At 70.6% G+C, this 26,736-nt stretch carries 23 protein-coding genes; 7 read left to right on the top strand and 16 right to left on the bottom strand.

Annotation, left to right across the window (positions count from 1 at the left end; genetic code table 11):
• Positions 1-25 precede the first annotated feature (25 nt).
• From C1N81_RS43915 to C1N81_RS43905, 3 genes are all read right to left on the bottom strand, one after another.
• Positions 26-4,333: an nSTAND1 domain-containing NTPase gene (locus C1N81_RS43915; protein ID WP_394437483.1), complete on the bottom strand. Its 4,308-nt coding sequence runs from the start codon at positions 4,331-4,333 to the stop codon at positions 26-28.
• 52 nt (positions 4,334-4,385) lie between these two features.
• Positions 4,386-4,766, bottom strand: coding sequence for a CU044_2847 family protein (locus tag C1N81_RS43910; RefSeq protein WP_394437482.1), 381 nt, complete (start codon positions 4,764-4,766; stop codon positions 4,386-4,388).
• Positions 4,767-4,905: 139 nt separating this feature from the next.
• Positions 4,906-5,226 carry a hypothetical protein gene (locus C1N81_RS43905; protein ID WP_394437480.1) on the bottom strand — a complete coding sequence of 107 codons (321 nt, stop codon included), beginning with the start codon at positions 5,224-5,226 and terminating at the stop codon, positions 4,906-4,908.
• 467 nt (positions 5,227-5,693) lie between these two features.
• Here C1N81_RS43905 and C1N81_RS43900 point away from each other — a divergent pair, with 467 nt between their 5' ends.
• The gene (locus tag C1N81_RS43900) at positions 5,694-6,584 is read left to right on the top strand and encodes a hypothetical protein (protein WP_394437478.1); all 891 of its coding nucleotides are present in this window, start codon (positions 5,694-5,696) and stop codon (positions 6,582-6,584) included.
• Positions 6,585-6,721: 137 nt separating this feature from the next.
• The gene (locus C1N81_RS43895; protein WP_394437476.1) at positions 6,722-7,102 is read left to right on the top strand and encodes a DUF6355 family natural product biosynthesis protein; all 381 of its coding nucleotides are present in this window, start codon (positions 6,722-6,724) and stop codon (positions 7,100-7,102) included.
• Between the two features lie 39 nt (positions 7,103-7,141).
• Here the strand turns inward: C1N81_RS43895 and C1N81_RS43890 are convergent, their stop codons facing one another.
• Positions 7,142-8,566: an NAD(P)/FAD-dependent oxidoreductase gene (locus C1N81_RS43890; RefSeq protein WP_394437474.1), complete on the bottom strand. Its 1,425-nt coding sequence runs from the start codon at positions 8,564-8,566 to the stop codon at positions 7,142-7,144.
• A 113-nt stretch (positions 8,567-8,679) separates the two neighbouring features.
• On the opposite strand from C1N81_RS43890, the gene C1N81_RS43885 reads away from it, so the two are divergent.
• A complete protein-coding gene (locus tag C1N81_RS43885) occupies positions 8,680-9,894 on the top strand; it encodes a carboxylate-amine ligase (protein WP_394437472.1) in 1,215 nt (404 codons plus the stop codon).
• A gap of 218 nt (positions 9,895-10,112) precedes the next feature.
• On the opposite strand, the gene C1N81_RS43880 is transcribed toward C1N81_RS43885, so the two are convergent.
• The 3 genes from C1N81_RS43880 to C1N81_RS43870 form a co-directional block, all read right to left on the bottom strand.
• A complete protein-coding gene (locus C1N81_RS43880; protein WP_394437470.1) occupies positions 10,113-10,523 on the bottom strand; it encodes a TraR/DksA family transcriptional regulator in 411 nt (136 codons plus the stop codon).
• 181 nt (positions 10,524-10,704) lie between these two features.
• On the bottom strand, positions 10,705-11,214 hold the full coding sequence (locus C1N81_RS43875) for a hypothetical protein (protein WP_394437468.1): 510 nt from the start codon (positions 11,212-11,214) through the stop codon (positions 10,705-10,707).
• Positions 11,215-11,257: 43 nt separating this feature from the next.
• Entirely contained in the window at positions 11,258-11,581 is a 324-nt protein-coding gene (locus C1N81_RS43870; RefSeq protein WP_394437467.1) for a DUF2795 domain-containing protein, read from the bottom strand.
• 235 nt (positions 11,582-11,816) lie between these two features.
• On the opposite strand from C1N81_RS43870, the gene C1N81_RS43865 reads away from it, so the two are divergent.
• Both C1N81_RS43865 and C1N81_RS43860 read left to right on the top strand, forming a co-directional pair.
• Entirely contained in the window at positions 11,817-12,380 is a 564-nt protein-coding gene (locus tag C1N81_RS43865) for a YrhB domain-containing protein (protein ID WP_394437465.1), read from the top strand.
• A 531-nt stretch (positions 12,381-12,911) separates the two neighbouring features.
• On the top strand, positions 12,912-13,349 hold the full coding sequence (locus C1N81_RS43860) for an SMI1/KNR4 family protein (RefSeq protein WP_394437463.1): 438 nt from the start codon (positions 12,912-12,914) through the stop codon (positions 13,347-13,349).
• A gap of 51 nt (positions 13,350-13,400) precedes the next feature.
• Here the strand turns inward: C1N81_RS43860 and C1N81_RS43855 are convergent, their stop codons facing one another.
• From C1N81_RS43855 to C1N81_RS43835, 5 genes are all read right to left on the bottom strand, one after another.
• The gene (locus tag C1N81_RS43855) at positions 13,401-14,846 is read right to left on the bottom strand and encodes a nucleobase:cation symporter-2 family protein (RefSeq protein WP_394437461.1); all 1,446 of its coding nucleotides are present in this window, start codon (positions 14,844-14,846) and stop codon (positions 13,401-13,403) included.
• Positions 14,843-16,276: an amidohydrolase family protein gene (locus C1N81_RS43850; protein ID WP_394437459.1), complete on the bottom strand. Its 1,434-nt coding sequence runs from the start codon at positions 16,274-16,276 to the stop codon at positions 14,843-14,845. The genes C1N81_RS43855 and C1N81_RS43850 overlap by 4 nt, the downstream gene beginning before the upstream one ends.
• Before the next feature lie 90 nt (positions 16,277-16,366).
• On the bottom strand, positions 16,367-17,362 hold the full coding sequence (locus tag C1N81_RS43845) for a 2OG-Fe(II) oxygenase family protein (RefSeq protein ID WP_394438582.1): 996 nt from the start codon (positions 17,360-17,362) through the stop codon (positions 16,367-16,369).
• Between the two features lie 445 nt (positions 17,363-17,807).
• On the bottom strand, positions 17,808-19,181 hold the full coding sequence (locus C1N81_RS43840) for a hypothetical protein (protein WP_394437457.1): 1,374 nt from the start codon (positions 19,179-19,181) through the stop codon (positions 17,808-17,810).
• 249 nt (positions 19,182-19,430) lie between these two features.
• Positions 19,431-20,312 carry an alpha/beta fold hydrolase gene (locus C1N81_RS43835; RefSeq protein ID WP_394437456.1) on the bottom strand — a complete coding sequence of 294 codons (882 nt, stop codon included), beginning with the start codon at positions 20,310-20,312 and terminating at the stop codon, positions 19,431-19,433.
• Positions 20,313-20,536: 224 nt separating this feature from the next.
• Here C1N81_RS43835 and C1N81_RS43830 point away from each other — a divergent pair, with 224 nt between their 5' ends.
• A complete protein-coding gene (locus C1N81_RS43830) occupies positions 20,537-21,298 on the top strand; it encodes an isocitrate lyase/PEP mutase family protein (protein WP_394437454.1) in 762 nt (253 codons plus the stop codon).
• A 36-nt stretch (positions 21,299-21,334) separates the two neighbouring features.
• Here C1N81_RS43830 and C1N81_RS43825 read toward each other — a convergent pair whose 3' ends face one another.
• From C1N81_RS43825 to C1N81_RS43810, 4 genes are all read right to left on the bottom strand, one after another.
• The gene (locus C1N81_RS43825) at positions 21,335-24,565 is read right to left on the bottom strand and encodes a tetratricopeptide repeat protein (RefSeq protein ID WP_394437452.1); all 3,231 of its coding nucleotides are present in this window, start codon (positions 24,563-24,565) and stop codon (positions 21,335-21,337) included.
• The gene (locus C1N81_RS43820) at positions 24,562-24,927 is read right to left on the bottom strand and encodes a trypco2 family protein (protein ID WP_394437450.1); all 366 of its coding nucleotides are present in this window, start codon (positions 24,925-24,927) and stop codon (positions 24,562-24,564) included. The genes C1N81_RS43825 and C1N81_RS43820 overlap by 4 nt, the downstream gene beginning before the upstream one ends.
• 143 nt (positions 24,928-25,070) lie before the next feature.
• Positions 25,071-25,808, bottom strand: a complete 738-nt coding sequence (locus tag C1N81_RS43815) for an ATP-grasp domain-containing protein (protein WP_394438580.1) — start codon at positions 25,806-25,808, stop codon at positions 25,071-25,073.
• Between the two features lie 65 nt (positions 25,809-25,873).
• A complete protein-coding gene (locus C1N81_RS43810) occupies positions 25,874-26,242 on the bottom strand; it encodes an Imm1 family immunity protein (protein ID WP_394437448.1) in 369 nt (122 codons plus the stop codon).
• Positions 26,243-26,254: 12 nt separating this feature from the next.
• Between C1N81_RS43810 and C1N81_RS43805 the strand changes: the two genes are divergently transcribed.
• Positions 26,255-26,593: a hypothetical protein gene (locus tag C1N81_RS43805; RefSeq protein ID WP_394437447.1), complete on the top strand. Its 339-nt coding sequence runs from the start codon at positions 26,255-26,257 to the stop codon at positions 26,591-26,593.
• Positions 26,594-26,736: the final 143 nt, after the last annotated feature.

Here is a 26,736-nt window from a genome sequence, read left to right as displayed (position 1 = left end):
ACGTGCACGAGTAAGTCCCCGGGCATCAGTCGGGGCAGACCTCGTCCGGCAGGCCGCTGGGCAGGCTGCCGCGTTCGTCCGGTGTGAGGTCGCGGCCGAGGACGGCGCACACATGACGTCTCCACCGGGCGGGGTCGAGCCGGAGCAGGTCGACCCTGCCGCCCGCCTCAGGGGACTTGAGCAGGGCCTTGCCGTCCTCGCTCGCGGCCAGGAAGCCTTGCGCGTTCTGGAATTCGTACCAGTCCTGGTAAGCCGGGTCGTCCGCCTTCAGAAAGCGCACGGAGCTGTCGTTCGCCACGAAGAAACCCGTGTCCCCGAAGCCGCCCCCGGTCCAGCGATTCTCGTTCAGCGGGCCCAGCGGCCCGGCCACTCGCTCGGGCGTCCGGCCGGGCGGCGCCGACCACAGTTCCACCATGCCGCCCACGGTGTACACCGCCGCGTACCGGGAATCGCGCAGAAAGATGGCTGTGCCGAGGTCGTCGCCGAGGCGAAGGCGCAGCTTCTCGTTCTCCTTGCCCGTGCGCTTGTCGATGGCGAACACGTAGGGCTCACCGTGCACGGTCACCGACAGGTGACCGGGCTCCCGGTGCCGCCCGACGAAGAAGGCCGGCTTCTTCTTCTTGCTGAGGTGCAGGTCGGGCAGGTCGATCGGCCGCGCGAGGCGTCGGCCCGTGCGGGCGTCCCACTGCTCGACACGTGTGCCGGAGACCGTGAGAAGCTGCCGGTCGTTCAGGAAGCGGAAGACCAGCAGTTCAGGGCCGGTGAGGTCCAGCCCCTCGTTCGGGCTCTTCCCGCTCTTGGCGGGAAGACGTGCGGTGGTGAACTGTGCCACCCGGCGCAGCGAGGGGAGTTCCCTGACGGTGACGCGGTTGCGGTCCGACACGTCCGCCACCAGGGTTTCGTCGTCGTTGACCTGGAGCTCCTGTTTGGCGCTGGGAGGGACGGCGGCTTTGATCCTCACCTCGGCGAGGGTCTGGTTCTCCCCTTCCGTCCGCATCACCCGCAGGGTCTCGGCCTGCTCACCCAGGCGGACGACCATGCTGTTCCCGTTGTCCAGCAGGTGCGGCGGGCTGAAGGTGGTCTTGCCGTCGCCGTGCACCATCGCCCACCCGGTCACCGCCTCGCTGCTCCGGGACACCAGAACGGGACGATCGGAAGTACCCAGCAAGGGCAGGGATTTGACTTCCTCCGTGGAGGTGGGGCCGAGGAACTTCTTGGCTGCGCCGCCCCGTCGGGTCTCGACAAGGGTCCACTCCCCGGTACTGCCCATCACCGCGAAGTGTGTGCCCCGTTCGTTGACCGCGATGTCCCAGCAGCTCGCGTTCTCGCCCCGCTTGTAGGTGTTCAGCATCCGGCCGTCCGACACACGCATGGCCTGGTACCGCGCTTCACCGAGGTCGTCGGGGCCCTTCTTCTCCAGCCGGCACGTGATCACGACGCTGCCGTCGCCGGACACCGCGTTGCCGTCGAGCTCGGTCTTCTTGGCCAGCTGTCGCAGCCGGCCGGTGCGCAGGTCGACCGTCAGCATCGTGCCGTCGTCGTCACTGCGCCGGGCGACGATGGTGTTCGGGTCCGGTCCTGACCACACCTCCGACAGTCCGGAGGTTCGCCCCGGCGTCTGCCGGAACCGCCCGGTCCGCAGGTCCCACACCCGTACGGGACGCTCGGCCGACGACGCCGATACGGCGACCAGTCGGTTGCCGTCCGGGGAGAAATCCATGATCTTGACGTCGAGTCCGTACGCGCCCATCGAGATGTCCGGGAGCTCACCGCTGAGCCGGTGGGCGGGCCCGAGGAGCCGACGTCCGGTGGGGTGTACGTCGTGCCAGGTCACCGTACCGTCGGCGTCGTGGACGTAGGCGATGCGCCGCCCATCCCGGCTGACGGCGGGAACCAGTACGTTCACGCCCAGGCGGAGCTGCTCCTGCCTGATCCGGCCCTTCGCCGAGCGCACGAACAGGGTCGCGCGGCCGGTCTCCGTCGTCACCAGCGACACCACGCCGTCGGCGCTCATGGCGGCGTCCTGGATCGGCCCCTCGGCTCCCGTCAGCATCCACGCCGCGTCCCGCAGTTCCTCGTAACGTCGCATCAGCGCGCTACGGGCCTCCAGGGTCGGGGCGGTCTCGTATCCCGCGAGGGCTGCCAGGGCGGCCTTGCCGGGGTTGCTGTCCGTCAGCCCGTCCGACTGCACGGCCAGAGCACGCGAGCGCCCCTCCGCGTCCCGCTGGGTGCTGATCCGCTCCTGGTAGACGAGGAACGTACCCAGGCCCGCCAGCAGCGCGAGCACCACAGCGGCCGCGATCCAGGCGGCCCGTACTCGGGTGCGGCGCTCGCGGTGACGTCGCTCGGCCAGGTGGAGGAATTCCCGTTCTTGCGTGGTGAGTTCGCTCTCCCGACCGCGCAGTTGACCCCGCAACGACACGAGCTGTACCGAGCCGGGCAGCAGATCGGCTGCCTTGTCGGCGGTGAGCCAGCGTCTGATGTCGTGCTCCAGCTCCGCCCGCCCGGCCAGGAACTCCGCGTCGGTCCGCACCTGACGGGCGAGCGTGGGCCACGCGCCGACCAGCGCCTCGTGCGCCAGTTCCACACTCTGCGGCTCGCCCTCGTCCCCGTGCAGCACGAGCAGCCGCCGGGCGGCGAGCGCCTGCGCGATCCGCCACCGGGTTTCGCCGGTCTCGTCCCGGGTGAGCAGGCGGCGCAGCGGGACCTCACTGCCCGGCAGCACCTGGACCAGGCCGGTGAGCAGCCGAAGCGCCTCCGCCTCCTCGTCGTCACCGCTGTCCGCGTGCTCCTGGCCGACACACTCCCGCCAGGCCTGCTCGGCATGGTGTCTGAGGGCACCGGACACGCCCCCGTTCGCCTCGTAGGTGGCGACCCGCAACCGGCCGGCCCGCTTGTGGTCCCACAACTGCGCCAGGACGAAGCCCAGGAGCGGCAGGATGCCCGGTTCGCCGCCCGCGTCGTCGAGGATGCGACGCTCCAGCCCCGGCTCGTACTCCACGGTCGGCACCTGCTGGAGGGGCCGGCTGACCACTTCCGCGAGCTGCTCCCGGGACATCGGTGTGAGCGGGACCGTCACGCCCCGCTTCAGGGCTGGGCCCAGGCGCGGATGCCTGAGCGCCTCGTCCATCAGGTCGGCCCGCAACGTGAGGAGCACCCGCGTCCCCGGCTGCGGCCGCTCGGGCAGCAGCAGGTCGGCGGCTTCGTCGGCCAGCGTACGGGACCTGCCCAGGAGCGCTTCGGCCTGGTCGAGCACGACGAGCAGCGGACCCGCCGACGCTCCCAGGGTGCGGTGGACCGTGTCCGCAAGCCCCAACTCGGCCAGCCATGACTCCACTTGGTCGACGCTGGTGGCCCGTGGCGGATCCGCCGGCGCCGCGCGCACCTTCTCGAACAGTTCGGTGGCGAGAGCGGCCCGCAGCGACGTCCAGCGGGTGGCGTCCACCTGAAGGACGACGTGACCCTGCCGCCTCATGCGTGGCACGACACCGGCCAGGGCAAGGGACGACTTCCCGCAACCCGAGGGCCCGTACACCGTGACCGCGGCCCGCTCGCCCCGCAGGGCGGTGACAACGCGCTCGATGTCGTCGTCACGGCCGAAGAAGACGTCCGCGTCCTCCTCCTGGAACGTGGCCAGGCCGCGGAAGGGGGTGGGCGGGTCCACGTGCGCGGCGAGTTCGGGCACTTCCTTCAGCAGGGTTCGCGTCCGCAGCACGAACGCCTGCTGCGCCTCCCGCACCGGCTGCGCCGCCACCATCATCCCGACGGCCGCGCCCAGTTCGTCGTCCCAGACGGGGCTGCCGCTGAAACCACCCTTGACGTGCACGGCCTCGTTGTCGGCGCGCGAGAGCTGGATCCAGCCCTGCCGCGTGGGACCGCGGAACCTGCCGCTCTGCCAGATCCCGTCGGGGTGGTCGTCGGTGAAGCCCACGGCGCGCGCATCGTGATCCCATACGCCGTTGTGCGCGTCGGCGAGGGGAAGGGGGCGTGCACCACCGATCGGCCGCCGCAGGCGCAGCACCGCGACATCGCCGGTCTGATCCGGTCTGATGGGGATCCAGTGCCGCACCTCGGCGCTCTGCTCGCCTCCGTCGACGCCGTCGGCGTTGCCCGCCAGGGGTACATCGATCCTGACCCCGGTGCCGGGGGCGATCATCTCGTCCCGGGGCCGGTCAAGCGCGTCCGACACGACATGCGCGCACGTCAGCACCAGGTCCGCGGCGATGAGGAATCCGGCCCCACCGATCGCGCCGTCGAGCCCCTTGACGCGCACGACCGCCGGGACGAGCGCCGCCTCGGCCTCCTCGCGGTCACGGCCCTGCGCATCCGCCACTGTGCCCTCCCCCGCCACCACGCCGCGTTGTGGACCGGCAGCACCAACTCCCCTATTCCATACCCGCGTTCCGATCTCCGGCAACGCCCCTGTTCCACGTGAGGCTCACGGAGAAGTTCGCCTCCGTCGCCGTGCTGGCGATGACCACGTCCGCCTCGGCCGACAGGGACACCCCGAACTCCAGGGTCATCTCGTCCGGTGCGTTCGCAAGCCCCCTGAACCGCGATACGAAGCTCTCCGCCACGGGACGTACCGTGTCCAGCATCTGCCCGAGCGACCGTTCCGCCCGCGCGAGTGGGCGACCGCCCCGGCCCACCCGGACCAGCGACTCGTCGACGTCCCTGATCTGGACCCGCACGTATGCGTCACCGTCGCCGTCCAGCGGAACCTCCACCGTGTGCACGGACACCGTATGCACGGCACGCTCGCTCATGACTCACCTCCACGACTCGCGTTCATCAGTGGGGAGTTGAAGATCGTAGGGGGCCACCACGTCCGAGCCGCCCCGGCGCCGGGAGTCACCGCAGGACGGGGACCCGGCCGGGTCCCCGTCCTGGCTCGGGAGGGGCTCCTCAGCAGAACCATCCGTTCTGCACGAATCCCTCCGCGTTGACATTGCCCCAGGCGAAGCCGCGCACGTACTCGCTGCCGAACTCCGCGTAATTCTGGTAGACGGTGAACGTCTGTCCACTGGTGAGCTGGGCGAACGGCGTGCCACCGTAGGAGCTGCGGACATCGAGCGTCTGAGCGCACACGGTCAGGCGCTTGCCGACGTCGCTGTATTGCGCCCACCGGTAGGGGCCTCCGGCGTAGGCAGCGGACTGGGTCGCGGCGAGCACCAGCGCCGCGAGCGCGGCGGTGAGAGAGCCTTTGACAACGGAACGACGCGCCATCCGCCGGGGACGACGGCTCGGGCGCGGGGTCGATCCGGAGGGTCGACGTAACGTTGACGGGACCACGGCGTTGTCTCCTCGCCTCGATGGATCACAGCACGGACACCGTAGAGGGACAGACCGGCTCGGGGCAGCCGAACTGGTGGATGCGCTGGGTCTGCGGCAGGCGGAGGCTGGCTGCGAGGGCGGCCAAGGTGTGCAGGGCGAGCAGGGTGTGCAGGGTCTGCAGGGTGGCGCCGAGGGACAGGTGGGCGAGGCGGCGGCAGTCGACAGCGATCTACCTTTGAAGCGATGGCAGAGCGCTCGACACTGACTGACTGTCTGACTGTCTGACTGTCTGTCTGTCTGTCTGTCTGTCTGTCACGACCGGTATGCGCTATTCCAGTTGTTGTGATCTCGCATGCAAGGTACACGCCAAATGCTAGCCTCCTCCCCTTATCCCCTTATCCACAATGGAGAGGCGCCGAGTGAAGAAACTACTGAGTTTCGCGTCCGTACTGGCACTCTTGACCGGAATCGCCATCGCCTCGACAACGTCCGCCCAGGCCGCCACGGACAGGAGCGGGGCGGAACGGCTGAACATTCCCAACAGCGGTGCGTGCAGGGCAGGCCGCACTGTCATGCAAGGCATGGTCGCGGGTCCGGGCGGCCAGCTCTACATCATCTTCACCAAGGCGGGCGGGGCGGAGCCTGTCCTGTCCAGATGGCTGCGCGACGGCTCAACCTGGGACGGAGCCAGCTGGACCTGTGCCGGCGCGCCGACCTCCATACCCGCACTAGGCCACGGCAACGATCTCGCCTACCAGCCGAACTATCAGGGCCAGGGGCCCGCCCTGATCGCCACCCAAGGAAGTCAATCGGCCTACCCGAGCCCCGATGTGACGATCGTCCACCTGAACTCGTCGGGTTCTGTTGGCGCAAGCGAGGTAGTCCGGCTGCCCATCGGCAATATCAGCGGCTTCTGCTACAGCGCGACGGCGGCCGGCGGAGCCGGCAAATACGCTGCCCGCCGCTCGGGGAATCTGTGGACCCATCCCGGCGCCGGTTCACTGACGAGCGGATGGACGCTGGTGAAGAGCGATCTGACGAGTCACGACAATCGTTCCGACCAAGGAATTGACTGCTCCGAGAACTACATCTGGAACACCAAGTCCATCAACACCTCAACGCCGGAAACCGGTTGGAACTGGGTGTACCAGTACAACTGGTCCGGAGGTGACGTGGAGAGCGATATCGGAATTCCAGGGAACAGCCTGGCCGACGAGATCGAAGATGTTACCCACATCGGGAGCGACTTCTTCATCGGCGTCAATCGAAACGACGGGAACGCCGACTCCGTGAAGGTCTTCATCGAGTGACCCCCTGCCTCCGGGCAGCGCCGCTCAGTGAAGCTGCTGCAGCGTGCCGGTCAAGCCGCAAGGTGAAGTGCCTCGTTTGAGGGGTTTCCTCCTCGATGCCTTCCCGTGCCACGCGGTACCCCGATAGCCATGCTGCTATGACTTTCCTCAGGGCAAGGCACTGCGCATCCATCGCCATCACAGCGGCGCTGACCATCGGCGGACTGACATCGGCGCCGGCTTCGGCCGGCACGTCAGCCGCCCCGACCTCCGTCATCCAGACGTCCTCCGCGGCTCGTGCGGGCTCCTCCGTCGCAGGGTGTGGCTGGAACGAGGGGCGGGGCGGCGAGCGGCCCTACTACGAGCACTGCGCCACCGACACCAACGTGTGGATCCAGGTCAAGCGGTGGCCCCGGTCCAACTACCACCGCTGCGTGGGGCCCGGCCGCACCAACCTGGACGCCGACGCCACCGGCGCCTGGTACGACAGCAACTATCAGGGCGGACTCTGCTCCCACCCCGGCGACACCGGCCCCTGACCGGAAACGCCGCCGGTGACGGTCGGTGAGAACCGCCCGTCACCGGCGGCGCCCGCGCCCGCGTGCCGAGCGGAGGCCGAGGTGGGGTTCGAAGGTCAGGTAGAAGCCGGCCTGTGCGTGCTCCGCGCTCGTGGGGAGCGGGAGCATGTGGCTGGTGCCGTGGCCTCCGAGGCCGTGGGACGCGCGGCCCTCCAGAGGCTGACGCAGCTTTTCGTGGAGGGTAGCGACGGCGTCCTCGCCCGCGTCGCGCAGGTCTTCCAGCCCGGTCACGATGTTGAGGAAGGACTCGTGCAGCCGCAGGCCCGACTGGTCACGGTGGCTGAGGCGTTGGGCTTCGCGGAAGTAGGTGTCCCGTCCGTCGTGGATGCGGTAGAAGGCGCTGACCAGGATGAGGAGTCGTTCGTAGGCGTGCCGGTAGGCGATCTGGTAGAAGCGCTGGGCCGCGTCCTCGGTCACCTCTTCCCGCAAGATGCTGCCGATGGCGGCGGCACACAGCAGGCCGCTGTACATGCCCAGGTGAACGCCGGTGGACAGGAGCGGGTCGAGGAAGCAGGCCGCGTCCCCCACCAGGTAGTAGCCGGGGCCGCAGAACTTCTCGCTGACGTACGAGTAGTCGCTCTCCACCTTCAGCGGTGAGGCCAGGCGGGCGTCGGCGAGCATGCGGCCCAGCAGGGGGCAATCGGCGAGCGCTTCGTGGTAGACGGCGTCGGTCGTGCGCAGCCGTTGCCGGGCTCGCTGGAAGGAGCGCTTGTCGGTGACCAGGCCGACGCTGAGCGTGCCGTCGTGCAGCGGGATGGCCCAGAACCAGCCGTGCTCGGGCAGCGAGAACACCCCGATGGCCCCTTCGGGAGCCTGCTCCAACGGTGCGGCCCCGCGCCAGTATCCCCAGGTGGCGACGTTGCGGAACACATCGTGGAAGTGCCGGGTGCGCAACTGCCGCGCGCCCAGCACGCCGGCTCGCCCGGAGGCGTCGATGAAGTGGGCGAAAGATGTCTCTCCTCGGCGTCCGTCCTTGGTGGCCCAGGCCGCCGAACCGGCCCGGCCGCCGTCCAGTGCGACGTGCCGCACGCTGGTCTCCTCCGCCACGTCCACACCCTGAGCCTGTGCGTGGCGAAGGAGCAGAGCGTCGAACTGGGACCGGACCACCTGGAAACTGTAGGTGGCCGGACGGCCCGGCTCGTCGAAGCCCAGCGACCATTCCTGGCCGCTCCATCCGTAGAAGGCCCCGCTCTTCCGGACGAACCCATGGCCTTCCACCAGATGCCGGGCGTCCATCAGATCCAGCAGGGGCAGCAGGGAGGGCAGGAGAGATTCGCCGATGTGGTATCTCGGGAAACGGTCGCGTTCCAGCAGCGTCACTGCGAAGCCCTGCCGGGCCAGCAGGGTCGCCGCGGTCGATCCCGCCGGACCGCCGCCCGCGATCAGGATCTGCGTCCGGTTCCCGGTACGGGGCTGCTCGGGCATGCTGCTCCTCCATGCGGGCCTGCACGCGGACTACGAGGCGTGGCCGCCGCGTTCACCGGGTTCCAGTCTTCCCTCCCCCGCCGTCCCTCACGCGCTGTGACACCATGGTCACCATGTCCAGCGAAGAGCTGCGGGCCGCGGCGGGCACCGGGGACCCGGCACCGGATGCGCAGCACTCCCCGCCGGTCCGGGCCAGCGACTCCTCGCGCCCGTCACCAAATGCAGGCGTGTCCAGTCGGAGTCCGACCCTGGGGGCCGAGGAGGAGTACCTGCTGGTCGATCCGGTCACGCGCGCGGTGAGCCCGGAGGCGGAGAAGGTGGTGGCACAGGCGGCCACCGAGCTCGGTGACCGGGTCACCACGGAGCTCACCCGGTACCAGATCGAGGCACGCACGGATCCGCACACCCGCCTGGCCGACTTCGCCGAGCAGATCCGCTCGATGCGCGCGGCGGTGACACGGGCCGCCGCGCACCACGGGCTACGTGTCATCTCCAGCGGCACGCCCGTACTGGGACAGCCGATGCCGCCGCCCTGGACGGAGGGGAGCCGGTACGCACGAAGCGTCGCGCAGTTCGGCGCCCTGGACGACGAACAGAGCGTGTGCGCCTGCCACGTCCATGTCGGGATGCCGGACGTGGACACGGCCTTGCGGGTCAGCAACCACCTGCGACCCTGGCTGCCGGCCCTGATCGCACTTTCGGCCAACTCGCCGTACTGGCAGGGCCGCGACACCGGGCACGCGAGTTGGCGCTGGCTGGCCTGGGCCCGCTGGCCCGCCGCCGGCCCTCCCCCGTTCCTGGAGTCTCGCGCCCACTTCGAGGACTTGGTCGCCGACCTCACGGCAACCGGCGCCATCATGGACCGCGGCGGCCTCTACTGGGACATCCGTCCCTCGCATCACCTGCCCACCCTGGAAATCAGGGTCGCCGACGCCGCGAGCAGCCCGGAGGACACCCTCCTCCTGGCCGCCGTCATCAGAGCGCTGGCCGCGAAAGCACTGACCGACATCGATGCCGGGACGCCGCCCCCGCGGCCCCTGCCGGAAATGCTGCGCACGGCGTGCTGGCGTGCGGCCCATGACGGGCTGACCGGCAACGGCGTCGACCTGCACACCCACCGCCTCGCCCCCGCCACCCACCTCGTCCAGCGGCTGCTCACCCACGTGGCGCCGGTACTGGAACACGACGGCAACCTGGACACCGTCCGCACCGGCTGGGCACGCCTGCGAGCCTGCGGCACAGGTGCGGACCGCCAACGAGCGGCCTACCAGCCGCGCAACCGCCTCCCCGACGTGGTCGATCACCTCATCCACACCCTGCGGCAGTAGCTCCTGCGCATCGACGAAGGGCCTGGCAGGTCGCACCGGAAGCCCGGTAGACGATGAACAGACCCCTGGGAAACTGCAAACGGCTGGGCATCCATCGAGCATGCGCCCAGAGAGCGGGCCCGACTCGCTGCGGACGCACTCCAGCTCCTTGATGCACTCGGCTCGTAGCTGCGGCGGTCCCGGCTTCGTCGGTGCCCGCCCGCAAGGCATCGAACGCGTCAGGCCGGGCGTCGCGGCCGACGCGGGTCGGACTGGGCGCATCGGATGCAAGTGGTTGCCGCAGGACGGACCTCCAGGCGCTCCGGAGCGACGGTCCCGCCGCAGCCCGCGCACTGCCCGTATTCGCCCCGCTCCAGGCGTCCCAGTGCCTGGTCGAGTTCTTCCAGGTGCTCGCGCTCCTGGGCGAGGAGGGCGGCCACGTGAGCCCGCTCGAAGGCGGTGCTGGCTCCTTCAGGGTCGTGCTCGTCGTCGACGGCGACCAAGGCGTTCGCAGCGACGATCGCGTCGAAGTCGCGGCTCAGCGCGGCCACCCGCGCCAGCGTGCCGGCGCGGTCCTCGTCCAGGCGTGCGAGGGCGGCTGCGTACGAGGGCGGGCTGCCTTCCTGACCGTCTCGGGATATATCACCCATGCGTGCCATAACGCCGAGTCGTGGTCTACGATTCCCCCGCCGTTGTGCGGCCATTGTGCTGGGAGCGTACATAACACCGCTCCTCCGGGCCTCAAAGCCGGATCAAGGCCGCTGAGCAGCACGGGGCACGTCGGGCACGCGCGGGGTGCGGTGACCGTATGTGACCGGGTGACGCCGCGGGTCACAGCCGGGGCTTCGCCTCCCAGCGGGGGCCCATGTCGGGGGTGTCGGTGCCCGCCAGCTCCGTCACCAGGCGGTGCACCCGCGTCAGATCGTGCAGCAGCGCCCGCGTCTCGTCCGGCGGCATGTCCGCCTGCCGGGCGATGTCGTCCAGGAGCACGGCCTCGCCGTCGTGCGCCGCCTGCGCCGCCGTCACCGCCTGGAACACCCGCTCGTGCTCCTGGGTGTACTCCTGGCGCTCACCCTCGACGAACGTGCGTTCCGCGCCGGCCGCCGCCGGGTCCTTGACCGGCTCCTCGGCCAGATCACCGGGGCGCCACTGCTGCTTCCCACGGTGCTGCGCCGCGATCCGGTCCTCGTGCGTCGCGGAACCGCCGTGGCGCAGATGCGTCCGCTGCTTGGAGGCGCCCGTGGTCTCGTTGCGGGCGCTGGGGGTTTCGCCGACGGCCGCCGCCTCACGGGCCGCGGCCCTGCGCTGCTCCTCGTTGCCTTCCATCTTCTTGCCGACCATGATGCTCTCCCGTCCTCGTGCTCGGCCGTTCCGCCGGTGCGAGTCAGCTGTCCAGTTCCTCCTGGATCGGCGGCTTCGGCGCGTCCCGCAGATGCTGGGACTGGCCCGGCCTGCCGCCCTTGCGTGCCTGCTCAGCGCGCTGCGCGGGGCTCAGGTCGAGGTCGGAGGCGGGGTCCACCCGTACCGACCGCGCCACCTCGTCCTTGTTCGCGTACTCGTCCGGCGGGATGGCGCGCAGCGCCGCGACGACCTCCTCCGATCCGCCGCCCGACCGTCGGGCGGCCTCCACCAGTTCGTCCTTGGTCGCCGGGAAGTCGACGTCCTTCAGGGCGTCCACGACCTCCCGGGCACTCGTACCGTGCGCCATGGCTTGCTCTCCGTTCCGGTGTGCGGGTCCAGCCGCCGCCGGGTACCCGGCACCACGCGCCCCTATCGACAATTTGCCCCACTTTTTCCGCGCTGGTGGCGGCCCGGTACTGGCGGGGTGTGAGCGGTGGGATTCGCCGCCGGTCTCCCGGACAGCAGGCCGGGCGCGGCGAGCGGATGGCATACGGGGCGTAAAGGGCTGGCCGGCTCGGGGGCCCGTGCGGGACGCTGCGGGCGTGATCGAGCGAGAAGCCGCCGTTCGGGCCGTCGAGGAACAGTTGGAGCGCGACTACCAACGGTGGCGTGCTGAAGGCGCAGAGGTGCTGCGCATGGCAGTGCTGGACGTCGAGGAGCACGAGCTGGTGTGGATCGTCTACTGGACGTCCGAGGAGTTCGTGCGCACTGGGGATCGGCGGTTCGAGCTGGCGGGCAACGGGCCGTACCTGGTCGACCGCGTCGACGGGGGTCTGCACCAGATCGGCGTCGTCTCCGCGCTGGACGACCAGTGGCAGGACGACTACCGCGCCCGGATACGCGGGCTGCCGGTGCGCACCGCCGTGGACGATCTGCACGATGTGCTCCGCGACCTCGCGTCTACGCGCGGACGCCTGCACGCCGTGCGGGCTTTGCGCCGCAGGGTGCCGGTGTTCTCGCCGTCCGAGGCCGTCGCGTATGTGACCGCGTTACTGGAGGGTGACGCGCCCGCCCACCTCGTGGCCGTCGCCACCAGGGAACTCGTGAAGCCCCCCGACGCGGTACTTGCCGTGGAGACCATCCGGCGCGGAGCGCCCCCTGCGTGACGATGCGCGTCGACCACCCCATGGGGCTGGCCCGCGCGACGTCGACCGGCGCGGGCAGTCCACAGCGCGGGCCTGTCTCGCCGCGAGGGCAGACGCGCTTCCCGGCGGAAGCTACTCGGTTTCGGCGGCGCGGCCGCGCTCGGGCCGGTCGGCCTGACCCCATGGGGCGCTCGGTGCACTGAGGGCGTGACATTCGAAGCTGACGTCTGCTCGGGTTCAGATCCACTGGTAGTTGGCTGAGCGGAACGGAGAGGAAGAGGGGGTGTCCCGGGCCGGGTGAGCATGGCGTCCTGGATCCAGGTCAACTGCGGTGCGAGCACGGCGTGCTGTCAGTCACTTGCGGCTCCCTCATCGGTCTCGAGAGTGCGGTAGTGGCCCGAGCCCGAGGGGACGTCCATACCAGGCGGCGGCCTCTCCCCGAGCGCAGAATCGAACAGGATCCGTCCCGGACCAGCCCGACTGGAGCTTGATCGCCTGCATGTTGAGGGCGGCCTGCTTCTACGAATGAGGTGGCTGGCTAAGCTCCGGTTCATGTGGACAGAAGCAGCGACAGCCGTCTTCCCCGGCGTGGGCCTACGAGAACCGGCGCAGGCGTCCGTTCTCCTCGCGGCACAGACGCGACTCGGGCGGACACTCCCGTCGGAGCTTCGGCAACTCCTTCTCGAGACCGACGGGATGATCGGCCACCTGGACGTGGACACCGTCTGGTCCGTCGATCAGATCGTCGAGACGAACCTCCAGTTCTGGTCGGACCAGACCTTCGCGCAGCTCTACATGCCGTTCACCCCCTTCCTCTTCTTCGGGGACAACGGGGGCGGTGACCAGTTCGCCTTCGTGCAGACGCCTGAACGTCCCGACATCTTCGTCTGGGAACACGAGAGCGACAGCCGCCGGTGGGTCGCCAACAATCTGCAGGACTACCTCCACCGCGCGCTACGAGATGGCGGCGACGCCTGGTACCAGCCGTAGCGCGACAGTCCTTGATCTGGGACTTCAGCTCATGTGACCGCGGACTTCAGCTCATGTGACGCGCGGCGAAGGCGCTGAGGGTGTCGGTGCCGGGTCGTCGGGATCGTCCCGCTGCCGCTCTGCCGGGGTGCGGCCGGGGCGGGCCGGTGGGCGCAGGTGGTGGAAGAACAGGTTGAGAGTGACGGCGGTCAAGGTGCCCAGCATGATGCCGCTGTCGAACAGTGCCTGGAGCTGGCGGGTCGGCATGTGCTCGGCGAACTGCGGATACGCGGTGGGCAGGAAGCCGATGCCGAGGCTCGCCGCGACGAGGACGGTGTTGCGGGCGTCGCTCAGGTCGGCCTTGACGAGGATCTGTACGCCGACGACGGCGATGGTGGAGAACAGCACGAGGGTCGCCCCGCCGAGGACGGAGGGCGGCATCGCGGCGACCATCGCTCCCACCTTGGGCACGAGCCCGAGCACCAGCATGATCACGCCCGCGGCGGCGACGATCCACCGGGAGGTGACCCGGGTGAGGCGGAGCAGACCCACGTTCTGGGAGTACACCGTGGTGGGGAAGGAGTTGATCAGCCCCGAGACCACCGTGGCCAGACCGTCGGCGCGCAGGCCGCGGGTGAGGGCCCGCGCGTCGACCTCACGCTCGGCGATCTCCCCGACGGCGAAGAACTGGCCGATCGACTCCATCGCGATGATCACCATGACGAGGACGATCGCGAGGACGGCCATGAGGTCGAACCTGGGCGCCCCGTAGTGGAGGGGTGCCTGCATGCCGAACCAGCGGGCGTCGCCGATGCCCGAGAAGTCCGTCCGTCCTGCAAGCGCCGCGATCCCTGTGCCGGCGAGCAGCCCGAGCAGCACCGCGACCGAGACCAGGAAACCTCTCCCGAACCGGTACAGGGCCACGATGACCAGCAGGGTCGCCCCGGCGAGCCCGAGCTGCGCGGGTGTGCCGAAGCCGGGCGAACCCGGGTCTCCGCCACCGACCTGACGCGCCGCCACCCCCATCAGCGTCACACCGACGATGATCACGATGGTGCCGGTCACCAGAGGCGGGAAGAACCGCACCAGCCGGCTGAACAGGGGCGCGATGAAGAAGAGGACGACTCCGGCGGCGATCACCGCGCCGAACACGGTCGGCAGACCGGCTTCCCCGCCGCCGTTCGCGGCGACGCCCACCGACACCAGCGAGGGCACGGCCGCCGTCGACATCCCCTGCACCACCGGCAGTCTGATGCCGATACCCGGCAGTCCGACCGTCTGCAGCAACGTGGCTACGCCGCAGGCGACCAGCGCGGTGTTGATCAGCGCCGCGGTGTCCGGCCCGGAAAGACCGAGCCCTTGGGCCACCAGCAGCGGCATGACGACCGCTCCGGCGTAGAAGGCCAGCACGTGCTGGAACCCGAGTACGGCGAGCCGCCACCAGGCGGGCACCGCGTCCACCGCATGGCCGTGCGCCGCGCCGGTCCCGGAGCCGGCGCGCGTCAAGGTGTCCGTCATACGAGTTCCCCCTGTCGGTGTGTGCCGAGCTGCCACGGCTCGGTCAGCGGCGTGAACCCGGCCCGTGCGACCAACCGCCGGGCCCGTTCCTGCGCGTCGGCGCACAGGGCTTCTTCGTCGATGCCGGGACAGTGGCCGTCCTCGTACACCACGCGGCCGCCGACCAGCGTCATCACCACGTCCGCCGCCCGCGCCGCGTAGACCAGGGAGGACACCGCGCGGTGCACCGGCTGCAGCGCGAGCGCGGTCAGGTCGACGACGACCAGGTCGGCGAGGCCACCGATGCGGATCTGCCCGGATTCCGGCAGGCCCGCGTACCGGGCGCCGTCGCGGGTGGCGGCCTCCAGTGCCTCCTCGCAGCGCACCGCCGCCGGGTCGAGGGCGGCCAGTCGCTGGGCGGACACCATCTGCTTCATCGCCTCGAACATGTCCTGCCGCCCGCCCGCGCTCGGCCCGTCCGTCGCGAGCCCGACGACTGCCCCGGCCGAGCGCAGTGCGCCCCAGGCCATGGTTCCGGACGCCAGATAGGCGTTGGAGCAGGGGGCGTGGGCCACCCCGGCGCCGCGGGAGCCGATCGCCGCCGTCTCCTCCTCGTCGAGCCAGATGGCGTGCGCGAGGGTAGCGTGCTCGTCGAGCAGACCCTCGTGCTCGAGCCATGTCACGGGACGCACTCCGTACGCGTCGAGGTAGCTCAGCGGATCTTTCGCGCTTTCGCTGCAGTGCGTGTGCCAGGGCATGCCGTTCGCACGGGCGAGGTCGACCGCGCCGCGCAGCAGGTCCTGGTCGCAGTAGGAGAGGTTGAGGGGCGCGGGCCAGACCCGCACCCTGGCGTCGGCGCCGCGGGCGGCCATGCACTGCCGGGTGAGGTCGAGCTCCTCCTGCGTGCCATACCGGTAGAGCCCGTCGGGCAGTCCACGGGCGTCGGCGACCTTCGTACGGTCGCCGAGCATGCCGCGCGCCACCGCGCCGCGCAGTCCCACCTCCTCGATGGCGTCGGCGACCGCCAGAACCGTTTCGGGGTCGGTGGGCGCGTAGTGGTGGTCGACGACCGTGGTGATGCCCGCGCGGGCCGCCTCCACCGCGCCCAGCCGGGCGGCGACCCGGGCGTCCTCGGCGTCGAGGTGGAGGGCGTACGGCCACATGAAGTGGTTGAGCCAGGGCCAGATCGGCAGGCCCTCGCCGATGCCGCGGGCGAGGGACTGGAAGAGATGGGTGTGGGTGTCGGTGAAGCCGGGCAGGACGGCGCGGCCCCGGCAGTCGACGGTGCGGCGGGCCCGCCAGCGGGCGTCGACCTCGTCGGCCGGGCCGACGTCGACGACGCGGTCGCCGTCCACCGCCACGGATCCACGGGTGTATACGGTGCGCTCGTCATCGACGGTGACGACCTGGGCGCCGGACAACAGCAAGGCGCACGGGCGCGGTTCGGGCATGAGGCATCCCGCTTTCGGTCCGAGTCTTGTGGGAAGGGGGCCCGGGGCACCGTTCAGGCGGCTGCCCCGGGCAGGAAAGGACGCGGCGGATCAGCCGCCGAAGTTGGCCGCGATGCGCTGGCGCAGATACTCCGCGGCGGTGACCGGCGCGTGGTGGCCGTCGGGGCAGGCGATCACGGCGTCACGGTCGGCTTGCGCGAAGTACGCGATGGAATACCGCGGCCCCTGGTCCGCATCGGGGCCCGGCTGAGCGACGCGGTGGAAGTTGGAGAGCAGACGGTCGCCGCTCCACCGCATCAGCATGTCACCGATGTTGCAGGTGATCAGGTCGGAACGGGCCGGAACCGGTGTCCAGGCCCGGGTGTCGGCCTCCCGGCCCGGGCACACCTGGAGCCCTTCCTGTCCGTCCCGCTGGAAGAGGAGGGTCAGGCAGTCGAAGTCGGTGTGGGCGCCGGCCCGCCAGCCCGCCTCGTCACTGCCGCGGGCCTCCTCGGGCACGGCGTAGTAGTGCAGCAGGCGCAGAGTGGACTGGTGGCCCGGGTCGGACGGGACGTGCCGCTCGGCGAAGAAGTCCCGCTCCAGGCCCAGGCGTTCGGCGAAGCACGACAGTACGCGCATGGCGAGCGCGTGGCAGCGGGACTCGAACCCGAGCAACGTGTCGCGGAAACCGGCCAGTTCGTCCTCGGCTGGCCAGAGGCCCGCCATGTGCGGACGGGTCAGCTGGAAGGACTCCTTCTCGTCGGGCGTGCCCGTCGAGGGCCGCACCTGACTGCGGTACTCCCAGCCCGCGTTGAGCCCCTTCTTCAGCGCATGGCGGCTCTTGAGGCGTTCGGGCAGACCGAAGAATGCCTCGGACGCCGCGAACGCCGCATCGGTCTCGGCCCGTGACAGGCCATGCCCGGACAACTGGAAGAAGCCGGTCATCGTGGCCGCCTGCCACAGCTCCTCGGTGATCTGCGCGCGGCGGGCGTCGAAGTCGGTCAAGTCCACGACCTTGATCTCGCGCAGCGCCGTAGCGGTGCCCGCGCCGGCGCCCATCCGCCGCTCCCGGTCGAGTTCCGCCTCCGCGTGCGGGGCGTGAGGCATGTTCAGGCGCGCGTCCTGGTGCGTGTTCAGGTACGCGTCCTGGTGCGTGTTCTGGTGCGCGTCCTGGTGCGTGTTCTGGTGCGTGGTCAACGTGGTTCTCCCTGGTGCGGGCGCGACCACGGAAGGGAACGAGGGCCGCGCCGGGTGAACGAAGTGAGGTCACCGCCCCCATCACTTCCACCTGTCCGCACACGGCGGACGGGGCACGCGCGCGCCGACCCTGCTGCCGACGCGTCGTGAGCTGGCAGCCCCGGTCCGAACCCGGGCGCTGCGCGATGCCGCGAAGTCTTCCCGGCCTGTGTTACGTCACGGCGACGAGGGATGACGGGGGCGTAACGGCGTGGCCCCGGCCACGCCGGCCGCGGATCCTCGCGCGGGTCCCGGACACCAGGGCTCAACCTCGTTGAGCCGGCGGATCCGGGCGCTCGATCCAGCCAGTGACACGCTATGCGGGCGGCTCCGCGGAGTAGCCCTCCCTGCGAGGGACAGGTTCCGTCATTGCCCGGGCCGCCCGCTGTTCGGGGACGGTGGGGTGGATGGAGATCGCCTCGGCTGCCCGCCCCTGCCGGACCAGGACGTCGAACAGTTCCTGCCGCGCTTCGAGGGTGCCCACCTCCCGCAACTGTGCGGCGGCTTCGGCAAGTCGGCCGGCGGCGCCGAGGAGCCCGGCCCGGACGATGCGCGGGTCCGCGAACGGATCGGGGTGGGCTTCGACCACGGCCATCGCTTCCTCCACTCGGCCGAGCTGAGCCAGAGCGAAGGCCCGCCACCGATGTTGGAACTCCTCATGGCCGTGGTGCGGCACGGTGAGGGGATGGTCCAGGAGGTGGAGCAGCTCCGCGGGCCGCTCGAGGAGGCAGTGGACGAGTGGAACCAGGAGGTTGGAGCAGTCGTGCCCGCTGAACCCGGGTTCGGCCACGGCGATCGCGTCGTCCAGCCGGCCATCGTGCAACAGGGCCGAGGAGAGCCAGGCCTGGTAGCCCACCCAGTCGTCGGCGGCGATGGCCTCGCGCATCACGATCTCGGCTTCCTGGGCCCGGCCGTGCTCCCGCAGAGCACCCGCGTAGATGTCCAGGAAAGTGTGCGCGTCCTGTTCGGCGACCAGCACGCGCAGGTCGTCGAGACGGCCATGACGCGCCAGCAGTCCGGCGTAGGCGACGACGGTGTCGTCCGAAAGGGGGTGGCATCCGGCTATGTCCTCGGCGTAGACCCGAAGTGCCTCCTGCGCGCGGCCCGCTCGCTCCAGCACCCGGGCCTTCAGTTCCCGCGCGTCCGAGCGGCAGGAGGCCTCTCGCCCCGTGTCGTGAGCTTGGCGCTCCGCTGCAACGTGCGGGGCGAGAAGCTCCAGCACCCGCTCGTCCCGGTCTCCGCCTTCGGTGATCTCCACCAGGGCCGTCCTTCTCCACGCCGCACCCAGGTGCGGCACGAGCAGGTCAATGGCCTCATCCACATGGCCCGCCCGGGCGAGCAGCTCGACGACGCCACCACGCACGACCGGTGCGGCGCCGCCCTCCCCGCCCGGGTCCACCAGCGCCAGCGCTTCCTCCACCCGGCCCGCTCGGAGCAGAACCTCCGCCTTCACCCACACAGCGGCCGGCCACCCCGTCGCGGCGAACGGCTCCATCACCTCCAGCGCCCGCCTGAACTCCCCCGACCGGCACAGCTCACGCGCCGCCTCCTCCGCGCAGAACCACTCACCGCGCTCCCTCGCCGCCCCGATCAGCAGGTCCAGACGATCGTGCTCCAGGAGCAGAGCCACCTTCCGGGGACCAAGCCCCCCGTAATTGCCGACCTGCCACGAAAGATCATCCGTATTCATCGCACGCAGCGTAGAAGCAGCCACCGACAGGCGAACTGATGGCCCGGGCATCGACGCTCATGCCGTGCACCGGCAGGGGGCTACAGGCAGCCCTCCAAGGTGACCCCGCCATCAGCGTGCTAGCCGGTCTCGGCCGCAACCAGTGACCCGTGTCGCCGTACGCCCGGACCTTCCTCAGCAGGTACCGCTGCGCTTGCCCAGCTCTCAAGGTGCTTGAGGCCGGAGCTCCGGGATCGGAGAGCCGCTCGGTCAGCGACCGGCCGACGAGGGGCCGTGGAGGACGTCACGCAGCCGGTGTGCGAACTCGTCCGGCCGGCCCGCGTACCCGAACTCCCCGCCGAGGAACCCGCCATGATGGCTCGGGAACACGGTCACCCGCTGCCCGAGCAGTTCGGCGGTCGCGACGGCCGTGCGCCCGGTCAGCACGCCTTCGGACTCCTCGCCCACAGCGATCACGACGCGGGTCGGTGCGGCGGCGATCGCGTCGACGTCCGGCCGATAGCTGCTGACCGCCCATGACCGGTCGGACAGCAGCGGATCGTCACGTGAACCGTCATCCTCCGCGGGCATCCCGAAGGCGACGGGATCGGCCGGCGGCTGAGCGAAGTACGCGTCGGTGAACTCTCCCTTCCACGAGGTCATCGCCACGAACGCGGCCATCCCGGCCCCCCGCCCCCGCTTCTCGTATGCCTCCCGGACCCCGGCCTGTGCCCGCAGGGCCGCCGGGCCGTCCGGCAGGAGGGTGAGGAGCGGCGGCTCGTGCGCGACCAGGGTGGTGATGTCCGTGGGATACCTCGCCACGACCGCGAGCGCGGTGACGGCTCCCCCGCTGCTGGCGAACATCTCGACCGGCCCGGCCCCCAGAGCCTCGATCACGGCGTGCACGTCGTCGGCCTGGGTCTGCGGCGTGTGGTCGACCCGTCCGTCGTGACGGGCGCTGCGCCCGAGGCCGCGCGGGTCGTAGGTGACCACGGTCCGTTCGGGGAAGCGCGTGGCGAGCGCGGCGAAACCGGCAGCATCCATGGGCTGCCCGATCATGAACAACGGCGGGCGTCCATCCACGGTCGGCAGCGGACCGCGAACGTCAAAGACGAGGTCCACGCCGACTGCCTTGAGTGTGTGAGTCTCCATACCTGTGCAGACCGGCCCAGGGCCCGAAACTCGTCGGTCGTCAGCGAGGATGATTCGCTGAACCCTACGTCGCCGCGGGGCGCGGAACTCAGCTGGTGACCAGCACAACGATTACGGCCATCCGACGCGTCACTGACCGGAAACCCACCCCGTGAGTCCTTGACGAAGTTTCTCGACCGCCCACCGGCCGGAGCAGGTGGCCTCGCGGGGGTAACGTCCTCGCCATGGACTCTCGTACAACCATCGAGCGCGCTCAGCGCTTCAAGCAGCTCCACGCCGACCACAAGCCGCTCGTGCTGCCGACCGTCTGGGACGTCTGGTCCGCGCGGACGGCGGCAGGCGCCGGATTCCCCGCGCTGACGATCGGCAGCCACCCGCTCGCGGACTCCCGCGGCGCCGACGACCACGAGGGGCAGACCTTCCAGGAGGTGCTCGACGCCGTCAGGCCGATCATCGCGGCCGTCGACGTCCCCGTCTCCGTGGACCTGGAAGCCGGATACGGGCAGGAGCCCGCGGACCTCATTGCCGGACTCATCGAGGTCGGCGGTGTCGGACTCAACGTCGAGGACACCGTCCACTCCCAGGACGGCCGCGTGCGCAGCACCCAGGAGCACGCCGACTACGTGGCCGGGCTGCGCGCGGCGGCGGACAAGGCAGGGGTCCCGATCTGGGTCAACGGGCGCACCGACCTCTTCCTGCACGCGAAGGACGCCCATGACGTCCTCGACGAGGCGATCGAGCGGCTGCGGGCCCTGGAGCAGGCCGGCGCCGACAGCGTCTACCCGGTGACGATCCAGGACGACGACGACCTGCTCACGGCGGTGACCGGCGCCGTCGCCGTTCCCGTCAACTCCACCGCCCACCCGGTCAAGCACGACCTCGCGCGCTTCCGCCGCCTCGGCGTCGGCCGGATCACCTACGGCCCTTTGCTGCAGATCGCCATGACGGACGCGATGAAGGACATGCTCGGGCCCTGGGCCTCCTGAGGGCCGTCGCGCCCCCAGCCGGTGTGTACGCCGCCCCTACTTCTCCCCGGGCGGCGAAGCACCGTCGAGCTCCGTCAGGCGCTCGCGGCACATGCCCGCCGCGGTGACCGCGCCCAAGTCCTCGTAGATGGCGAGGGCCTCGGTGTAGGCGGCTCGCGTCTCGGCGCCGGATGGAAGTACACCCGCCAGAGAACACAGGGTGTCGGCGAGGCCGCGGCGGGAGCCGACGCGACGGAACGCGGCGCGTGCCTCCTCGTAGGCGGCTCGCGCCCGCTCCGGTCGTCCGTCGGCGCGTTCCGTGTCGCCGAGCGCGCGCAGGGTGAAGCCCAGACCGCCGGGGTTGTCCAGGTCCCGGTGCATGTCGGCGGAACGGGTGAGCGTCTCGCGGGCCTGCGCGTAGTCGCCTTGCAGGCGCTGTACGTCACCGAGCCCGCGGAGCATGTTGGCCTCACCGCGCCGGTCGCCGATGCGGCGGGACAGGTCACGGGCCCGGGTGAACAGGTCGGCGGCTTCGTCGAGGCGGCCGTCCGCCCGGGCCACGTGACCGAGGCCGCGCAGCGACTGGGCCTGTCCGCGCAGGTCACCGATCTCCTCGTACGTGGTCAGGGCCGCTCGGTAGCTCGTACGCGCGTCGTCTCCCCTGCCCTGGTTGCGCGCGATGTCGGCCAGGCCCCGGACGGCCTGTGCCTGGCCCCTGCGGTCGCCCAGCCCCGTGTACAGCTCACGCGCCCGCCGGAACTCCTCGGTGCTGTGCTCGTAACGGCCCAAAGAGACACCGACGTTGGCCATGCCCCAGAGCGTGTCGGCGAGGCCCGCGCGGTCGTCGAGTTCCTCGTAGAGGCGCCGAGCACTGCCGAACAGTGCGCGCGCGTCCTGGTAGCGGCTGCGGGAACGTTCGGTCTCGGCGAGGCCCCACAGGGCGTCGGCCTGACCGCGCCGGTCGCCGAGTTCCTCGTAGAGGCCGGCGGCGCCCAGATAGTTGTCCCGGGCGGCATCGAAGTCACCGCTCGTACGCTCGGTGTCGGCCAGGCCTCGCAAGGCGTCGGCCCGGCTGGGACGGTCGTGATCGGTCCTGGCGGTGTCCCTCATGGTGCTCCACATTCTCGCGAGTTCGGTGGTGGCGCCGAGACCGCCGAGGAGAACGTGCGTCATCGCGGCGAGCCGCCTGGCATGGGCGGAGCGGCGTTCGACGGCGGCCACGGTCACGGCGATCAGGTTGGTGCGCTCCCTGTCGAGCCAGGCCCGAGCGACGCGCGGGTCTCCCTCGCTGGTGGTCAGCGCGGCCAGCGCCGCATCGCCCTGGCTCAGAAGATGGGTGAAGAGCCGGTCGAGTACCTCGTCCCAGCGCTCCCTGGGCTCCTGCCGGACCGCACGGCTGCGGGCGTAGGCGAGGAAGAGATCGTGGAAGCCGAAGCGCCCGCGCCCCAGGAGCTGCAGCAGGTACCGGGTGGCCAGGTCGGCCATCCGGCGGCGGCACTCGCGCGCCGTCGTCCCGGTCATCGCCGCGCACGCCTCCACCTCCAGCTCGGAACCCGGATGCATGGCCAGTACCCGCAACAGGTCGGCCTGCAACGGGTCGGCTGCCTCCAGCGCCTGCCAGGACACCGCGAACGCCGCACCGACACGACGGTCGGCGTCGGGTATCTCGATGAGCGAGGAGTCCGTCTCCCGCATCGCCGCCAGGAGTTCCTCCGGCTCCTCGAAGCGCAGCCGGGCGGCGACCGCCTGCACCGCCAAGGGGAGGAATCCGCACGCCCGGCAGATCTCCCCCAGCGCCGGATCCGTCGGCTCCAGGGCGGGCAGCCCGGCGCTCGCCACCAGCAGTCGTACCGCCTCGTCGGCGGGCAGCACGTCGAGTTCCATCAGCGTGATGCGGTCAGGATCGTGCAGCGCGAGACGGCTGGTGATCAGGACAAGGCTGCTGTCGTCGCCGGGAAGCAGGGACGCCACCTGTTCCAGCGACGCCACGTTGTCGAGCAGCAGCAGGCCGCGTCTGCCGTGCAGCCAGTTGCGCCACAGTGCGGCCTTCGCGTCAAGGTCCGGGGCGTCGTCGCCGCCGATGCCCGCCCAGGTGAGGAGGGCCTCCATCGCGGCCTGCGCCGTCAGCGGAGCCCGGTCGGGGGTGTGCCCGTACAGGTCCAGTTCGAACTGCGCGTCCGGGAAGTCGACGGCGAGCTGGTGGGCCAGATGCCGGGCCAGGGCCGACTTTCCGACGCCGGGCATGCCGACGATGGCGTGCACGAGTTCGGGCCGACCGGTGAGATTCCCGGCGACCAGTTCGGGCAGCCGGGCGCGCTCGGCCTTTCTGTCGACGATCCTGCGCGGCGGCGCCTTGAGGGTGGTCCGCACGGACACCGTCGGCTGCGAACCGGCTGCGACCCGTGCCGATTCCGCCGGGCGTTCGGGATCCAGAGGGCGCAAGACAGCGTCGCGACCGGTCAGTTCCCGCAGTACGCCCCGAAAACCCGGGTCCGCGAGCAGGGCCCGTACCGGAACAGCCGTCAACCGGCGCCCCTCGTACGGCCGGTCGCTCCAGGCGACGACGCCCAGCAGGGCGCCGCTCTTGTGCACGACAGCGCTACCGGACATGCCCGACCACTGGTCCCAGCCGGCCGGCCAGGCAGTGGACACGTCGATGGCGTAACGGTCGCTGCGCGTGTACGTCAGCGGATCGAGGACACCCCGGACCGTTTCGGTCTCCGTGCCATCGCCCGTGCTGCGCGCGGCCGCCGCCGACATGCCGGTCACGGCGACGGCAACCGGTTCGGTGCCCGCCACCTCGGCCCAGCGCGGCTCCGGGACGGCGGGCGCGCCGGACGTGCCGAGCCCCTCGGCGGAGAGCCGCGACAACGGTTCGCAGGAGAGCCGCAACAGCGCCGCGTCCAGCCCGGCGTCCCCCTGCCATGCGACCGTGCACGGCACCGGGTCGGCCATGCGCACCGCTCCTCGCCCGCCGAGAACCGACCTGACCGTGATGTCCGGTCGTGGCCTGCCGTCCGCGAAGGTCACACCGTGCCGGGAGGTGAGGACGAGCAGCGGCGCGAGTAACCGTCCGGACGAGAACTCCTTGCGCCCCTCGGCGTCCTCCGGACCCGCGGTGACCGCGACGAGTCCCGGGTGGAGCGGTGCGGTCGCGTCGTGCGCGCGCCTGGTCTCCGGGACGGTCCCGTCATGCACGCGGCCGGCCTCCGGGGCGGCCCCGTCGTGCACGCGCCCGGTCTCCGGGGCGGCCCCGTCGTGCGCGCGCCCGGTCTCCGGTGAGGTCACCGCCGGCCGGAGACGGTGGCCGACTCCCCGGTCAGGGTGTCGTGGACGTCGAGCTTGAGGCGCAGCCTGTGGGTCGTGCCCTCGGAGACCTTGGCGTCCGCGCCGAGCTTGACCACACCCAGCCGCACACCGCCCGACGCGCCGGCGTCCTTGCGCACCTCGACGAGGAACTCCATCTCCACCTCGGCGATGCGGAATTGCAGCCGCGCGTCCTTGCCGTACTCCTGCGCTGCGGCCAGCTGCGTGCGCAACTCCTCGATCGCCTCGGTGATCTCACCGCTGTCCGTCGCCATCCCGCGCCCCCCGTTGTCGCCGATCACTGTCGCCGCATCCTGCCGCACCGGTCCGGACGTCGACAACACGCTCGCGCCTTGTCCGGGGCCCGGGGTCCGGGGCTCGGGGCCCGGCAACATTCGGATGCCATGGGACATGACCGACCTTGCCGCCCGCCGCCGGGGCCTACTCCGGCCATCTCGGTTCGGGAGCCGGGTTCACGCGGTGCCAATCAGTGCCGTTCGAACGCCAGATCTCGCGGCCGCACGTGCTCGCGCGGCCCCGCCGCCCGCAGGACCACGTCCAACACTCGTGCGGGGTCGGCCGCGTAGGCGTGCGAGAACCACGCCATGTTGGCCTCCACCACGGCCCAGCGGTGGCCTGGGCGGTAGGGGTCCAGCAACTGCCCGACGTCCACGACGACGGCACTGGGCAGCGTCTGCCCTGCCACGTCGGCCAGCCTGTCGACGAACTCCGTGATCTGCGCGGCGGTGGCCCGGTCCGGGCGGTCCGAACCGAGCGGGCGGACATCCAGTCGGCCGAACACCGCGTACCGGCTCGCCGCCACGATCCGGCCCTCCAGCAGGAACAGCCGGTACTCGGCCGCGAACGTCACCACCTCCGACAGCAGCACCGGAGTTGCCGGGTCCAGAGCGGAGGGCAGCCGGGCGCCGTCGGTGTACACCCCGGGCGGGAAGGACTTGTCCCGGGGCGGTTTGACGAACGTCGGCCGGTCGATCCCGCGCGCTTCCGCGAGTGTCACTGCCCGTATCTGGCGGCCGGTGAACTCCTCCGGCAACTCGGTGAGCCAGCCGTCCGCCGGCTCCAGCAACGCCAATCCGAGCCGTGCTCCCAGCCGCGCACCCGCGACCGGTCCGCCGTACCAGTACGCAGGTCCCGCGAGCCCGGGGTCCTCCGCCGCCCTGACGGACATCCCCCGCCCCGCCGCCTCGACGGCCAACAGCTCCATCGTCGACGTCCGCCGCCCAGGCATGACCAGCACCCCGAACCCCCCTCCGAACCAAAACCGCCACGCTATCTGTCGAACAGCTCACCGGTGAAATGCCCCACAGCCCACTGAACTCTCGCTGGACGAAATCCGGTTGCCTCACGGAAGTAGTCTTCGATCGTCGCCCGGACGACGGGAAGAGGCAGGACACTGACGCGATCGAAGAAGTAGGGGGTCCAGGGGTCGGACAGTACCTTCGGGTCCCTGACCGGTGGGTTCGGGTTCAATGAAACCCAGACGGAGTCGGCCACATCGGCACCCATCTCCTCCGTCACTTCGTCGGCGAGCCCGAGGTCGCAGTACCAGAGAATTCCCCCGAATCCCGATGGGTGATCGAGACCAACTGACAGAACATTGTCCGGCACGCCGATAGCGGTGCGCGTAATCGAACTCACTGAAATGAGCTCATGGACATCCCCCACATCGCCGAGACAATTCTCGAAGACGGGCTGGACGACTGGGTCCCGCTGCACAGTCTCGCCTGGGCGGCACAGGACGAAGCCGCTGGTTCCGGAGATCGCCCCCGTGACGTGCTGGCGGCAGCGTTGGGTTTTCTGCTCGAACAGAAGCTCGTGACAGTCGGAGATCTCGGGGATCGCATCATTCCATGGCAGGGAGACGTACCCTCGGTGGTGAGCCGTGTGGTGCGCCAGTGCGACGAACTCGACTGGAACCCTCGGGGGGACGGATGCTGGTTCGCCAACACCGATAAGGGCAACGCCTGGATCAGGTCGCGGCAACGGTGACCTGGGCGGTCCAGGACCCGGCCCCCGGGGCGGATCCCAGTCCACGTCGACCCGTACTTCGTGGAAGTCCCGTGCGAGGCTCACGACCATGTCCGCCACGGCACCCCGCATACAAACAGGGGGGCGCCTCTCCTTCTCCCTTT

The organism is Streptomyces sp. SGAir0957, assembly GCF_043523415.1.
This window is presented reverse-complemented; position numbering and strand designations above follow the sequence as displayed.

What these genes read in the sequence shown, in the direction of transcription:
- C1N81_RS43910 (WP_394437482.1), bottom strand. Translation starts at nt 4,766, where the DNA reads ATGAGCGAGCGTGCCGTGCATACGGTGTCCGTGCACACGGTGGAGGTT.
- C1N81_RS43905 (WP_394437480.1), bottom strand. Translation starts at nt 5,226, where the DNA reads ATGGCGCGTCGTTCCGTTGTCAAAGGCTCTCTCACCGCCGCGCTCGCG.
- C1N81_RS43895 (WP_394437476.1), top strand. Translation starts at nt 6,722, where the DNA reads ATGACTTTCCTCAGGGCAAGGCACTGCGCATCCATCGCCATCACAGCG.
- C1N81_RS43890 (WP_394437474.1), bottom strand. Translation starts at nt 8,566, where the DNA reads ATGCCCGAGCAGCCCCGTACCGGGAACCGGACGCAGATCCTGATCGCG.
- C1N81_RS43885 (WP_394437472.1), top strand. Translation starts at nt 8,680, where the DNA reads ATGTCCAGCGAAGAGCTGCGGGCCGCGGCGGGCACCGGGGACCCGGCA.
- C1N81_RS43880 (WP_394437470.1), bottom strand. Translation starts at nt 10,523, where the DNA reads ATGGGTGATATATCCCGAGACGGTCAGGAAGGCAGCCCGCCCTCGTAC.
- C1N81_RS43875 (WP_394437468.1), bottom strand. Translation starts at nt 11,214, where the DNA reads ATGGTCGGCAAGAAGATGGAAGGCAACGAGGAGCAGCGCAGGGCCGCG.
- C1N81_RS43870 (WP_394437467.1), bottom strand. Translation starts at nt 11,581, where the DNA reads ATGGCGCACGGTACGAGTGCCCGGGAGGTCGTGGACGCCCTGAAGGAC.
- C1N81_RS43860 (WP_394437463.1), top strand. Translation starts at nt 12,912, where the DNA reads ATGTGGACAGAAGCAGCGACAGCCGTCTTCCCCGGCGTGGGCCTACGA.
- C1N81_RS43855 (WP_394437461.1), bottom strand. Translation starts at nt 14,846, where the DNA reads ATGACGGACACCTTGACGCGCGCCGGCTCCGGGACCGGCGCGGCGCAC.
- C1N81_RS43850 (WP_394437459.1), bottom strand. Translation starts at nt 16,276, where the DNA reads ATGCCCGAACCGCGCCCGTGCGCCTTGCTGTTGTCCGGCGCCCAGGTC.
- C1N81_RS43845 (WP_394438582.1), bottom strand. Translation starts at nt 17,362, where the DNA reads ATGCCTCACGCCCCGCACGCGGAGGCGGAACTCGACCGGGAGCGGCGG.
- C1N81_RS43840 (WP_394437457.1), bottom strand. Translation starts at nt 19,181, where the DNA reads ATGAATACGGATGATCTTTCGTGGCAGGTCGGCAATTACGGGGGGCTT.
- C1N81_RS43835 (WP_394437456.1), bottom strand. Translation starts at nt 20,312, where the DNA reads ATGGAGACTCACACACTCAAGGCAGTCGGCGTGGACCTCGTCTTTGAC.
- C1N81_RS43830 (WP_394437454.1), top strand. Translation starts at nt 20,537, where the DNA reads ATGGACTCTCGTACAACCATCGAGCGCGCTCAGCGCTTCAAGCAGCTC.
- C1N81_RS43815 (WP_394438580.1), bottom strand. Translation starts at nt 25,808, where the DNA reads ATGGAGCTGTTGGCCGTCGAGGCGGCGGGGCGGGGGATGTCCGTCAGG.
- C1N81_RS43805 (WP_394437447.1), top strand. Translation starts at nt 26,255, where the DNA reads ATGGACATCCCCCACATCGCCGAGACAATTCTCGAAGACGGGCTGGAC.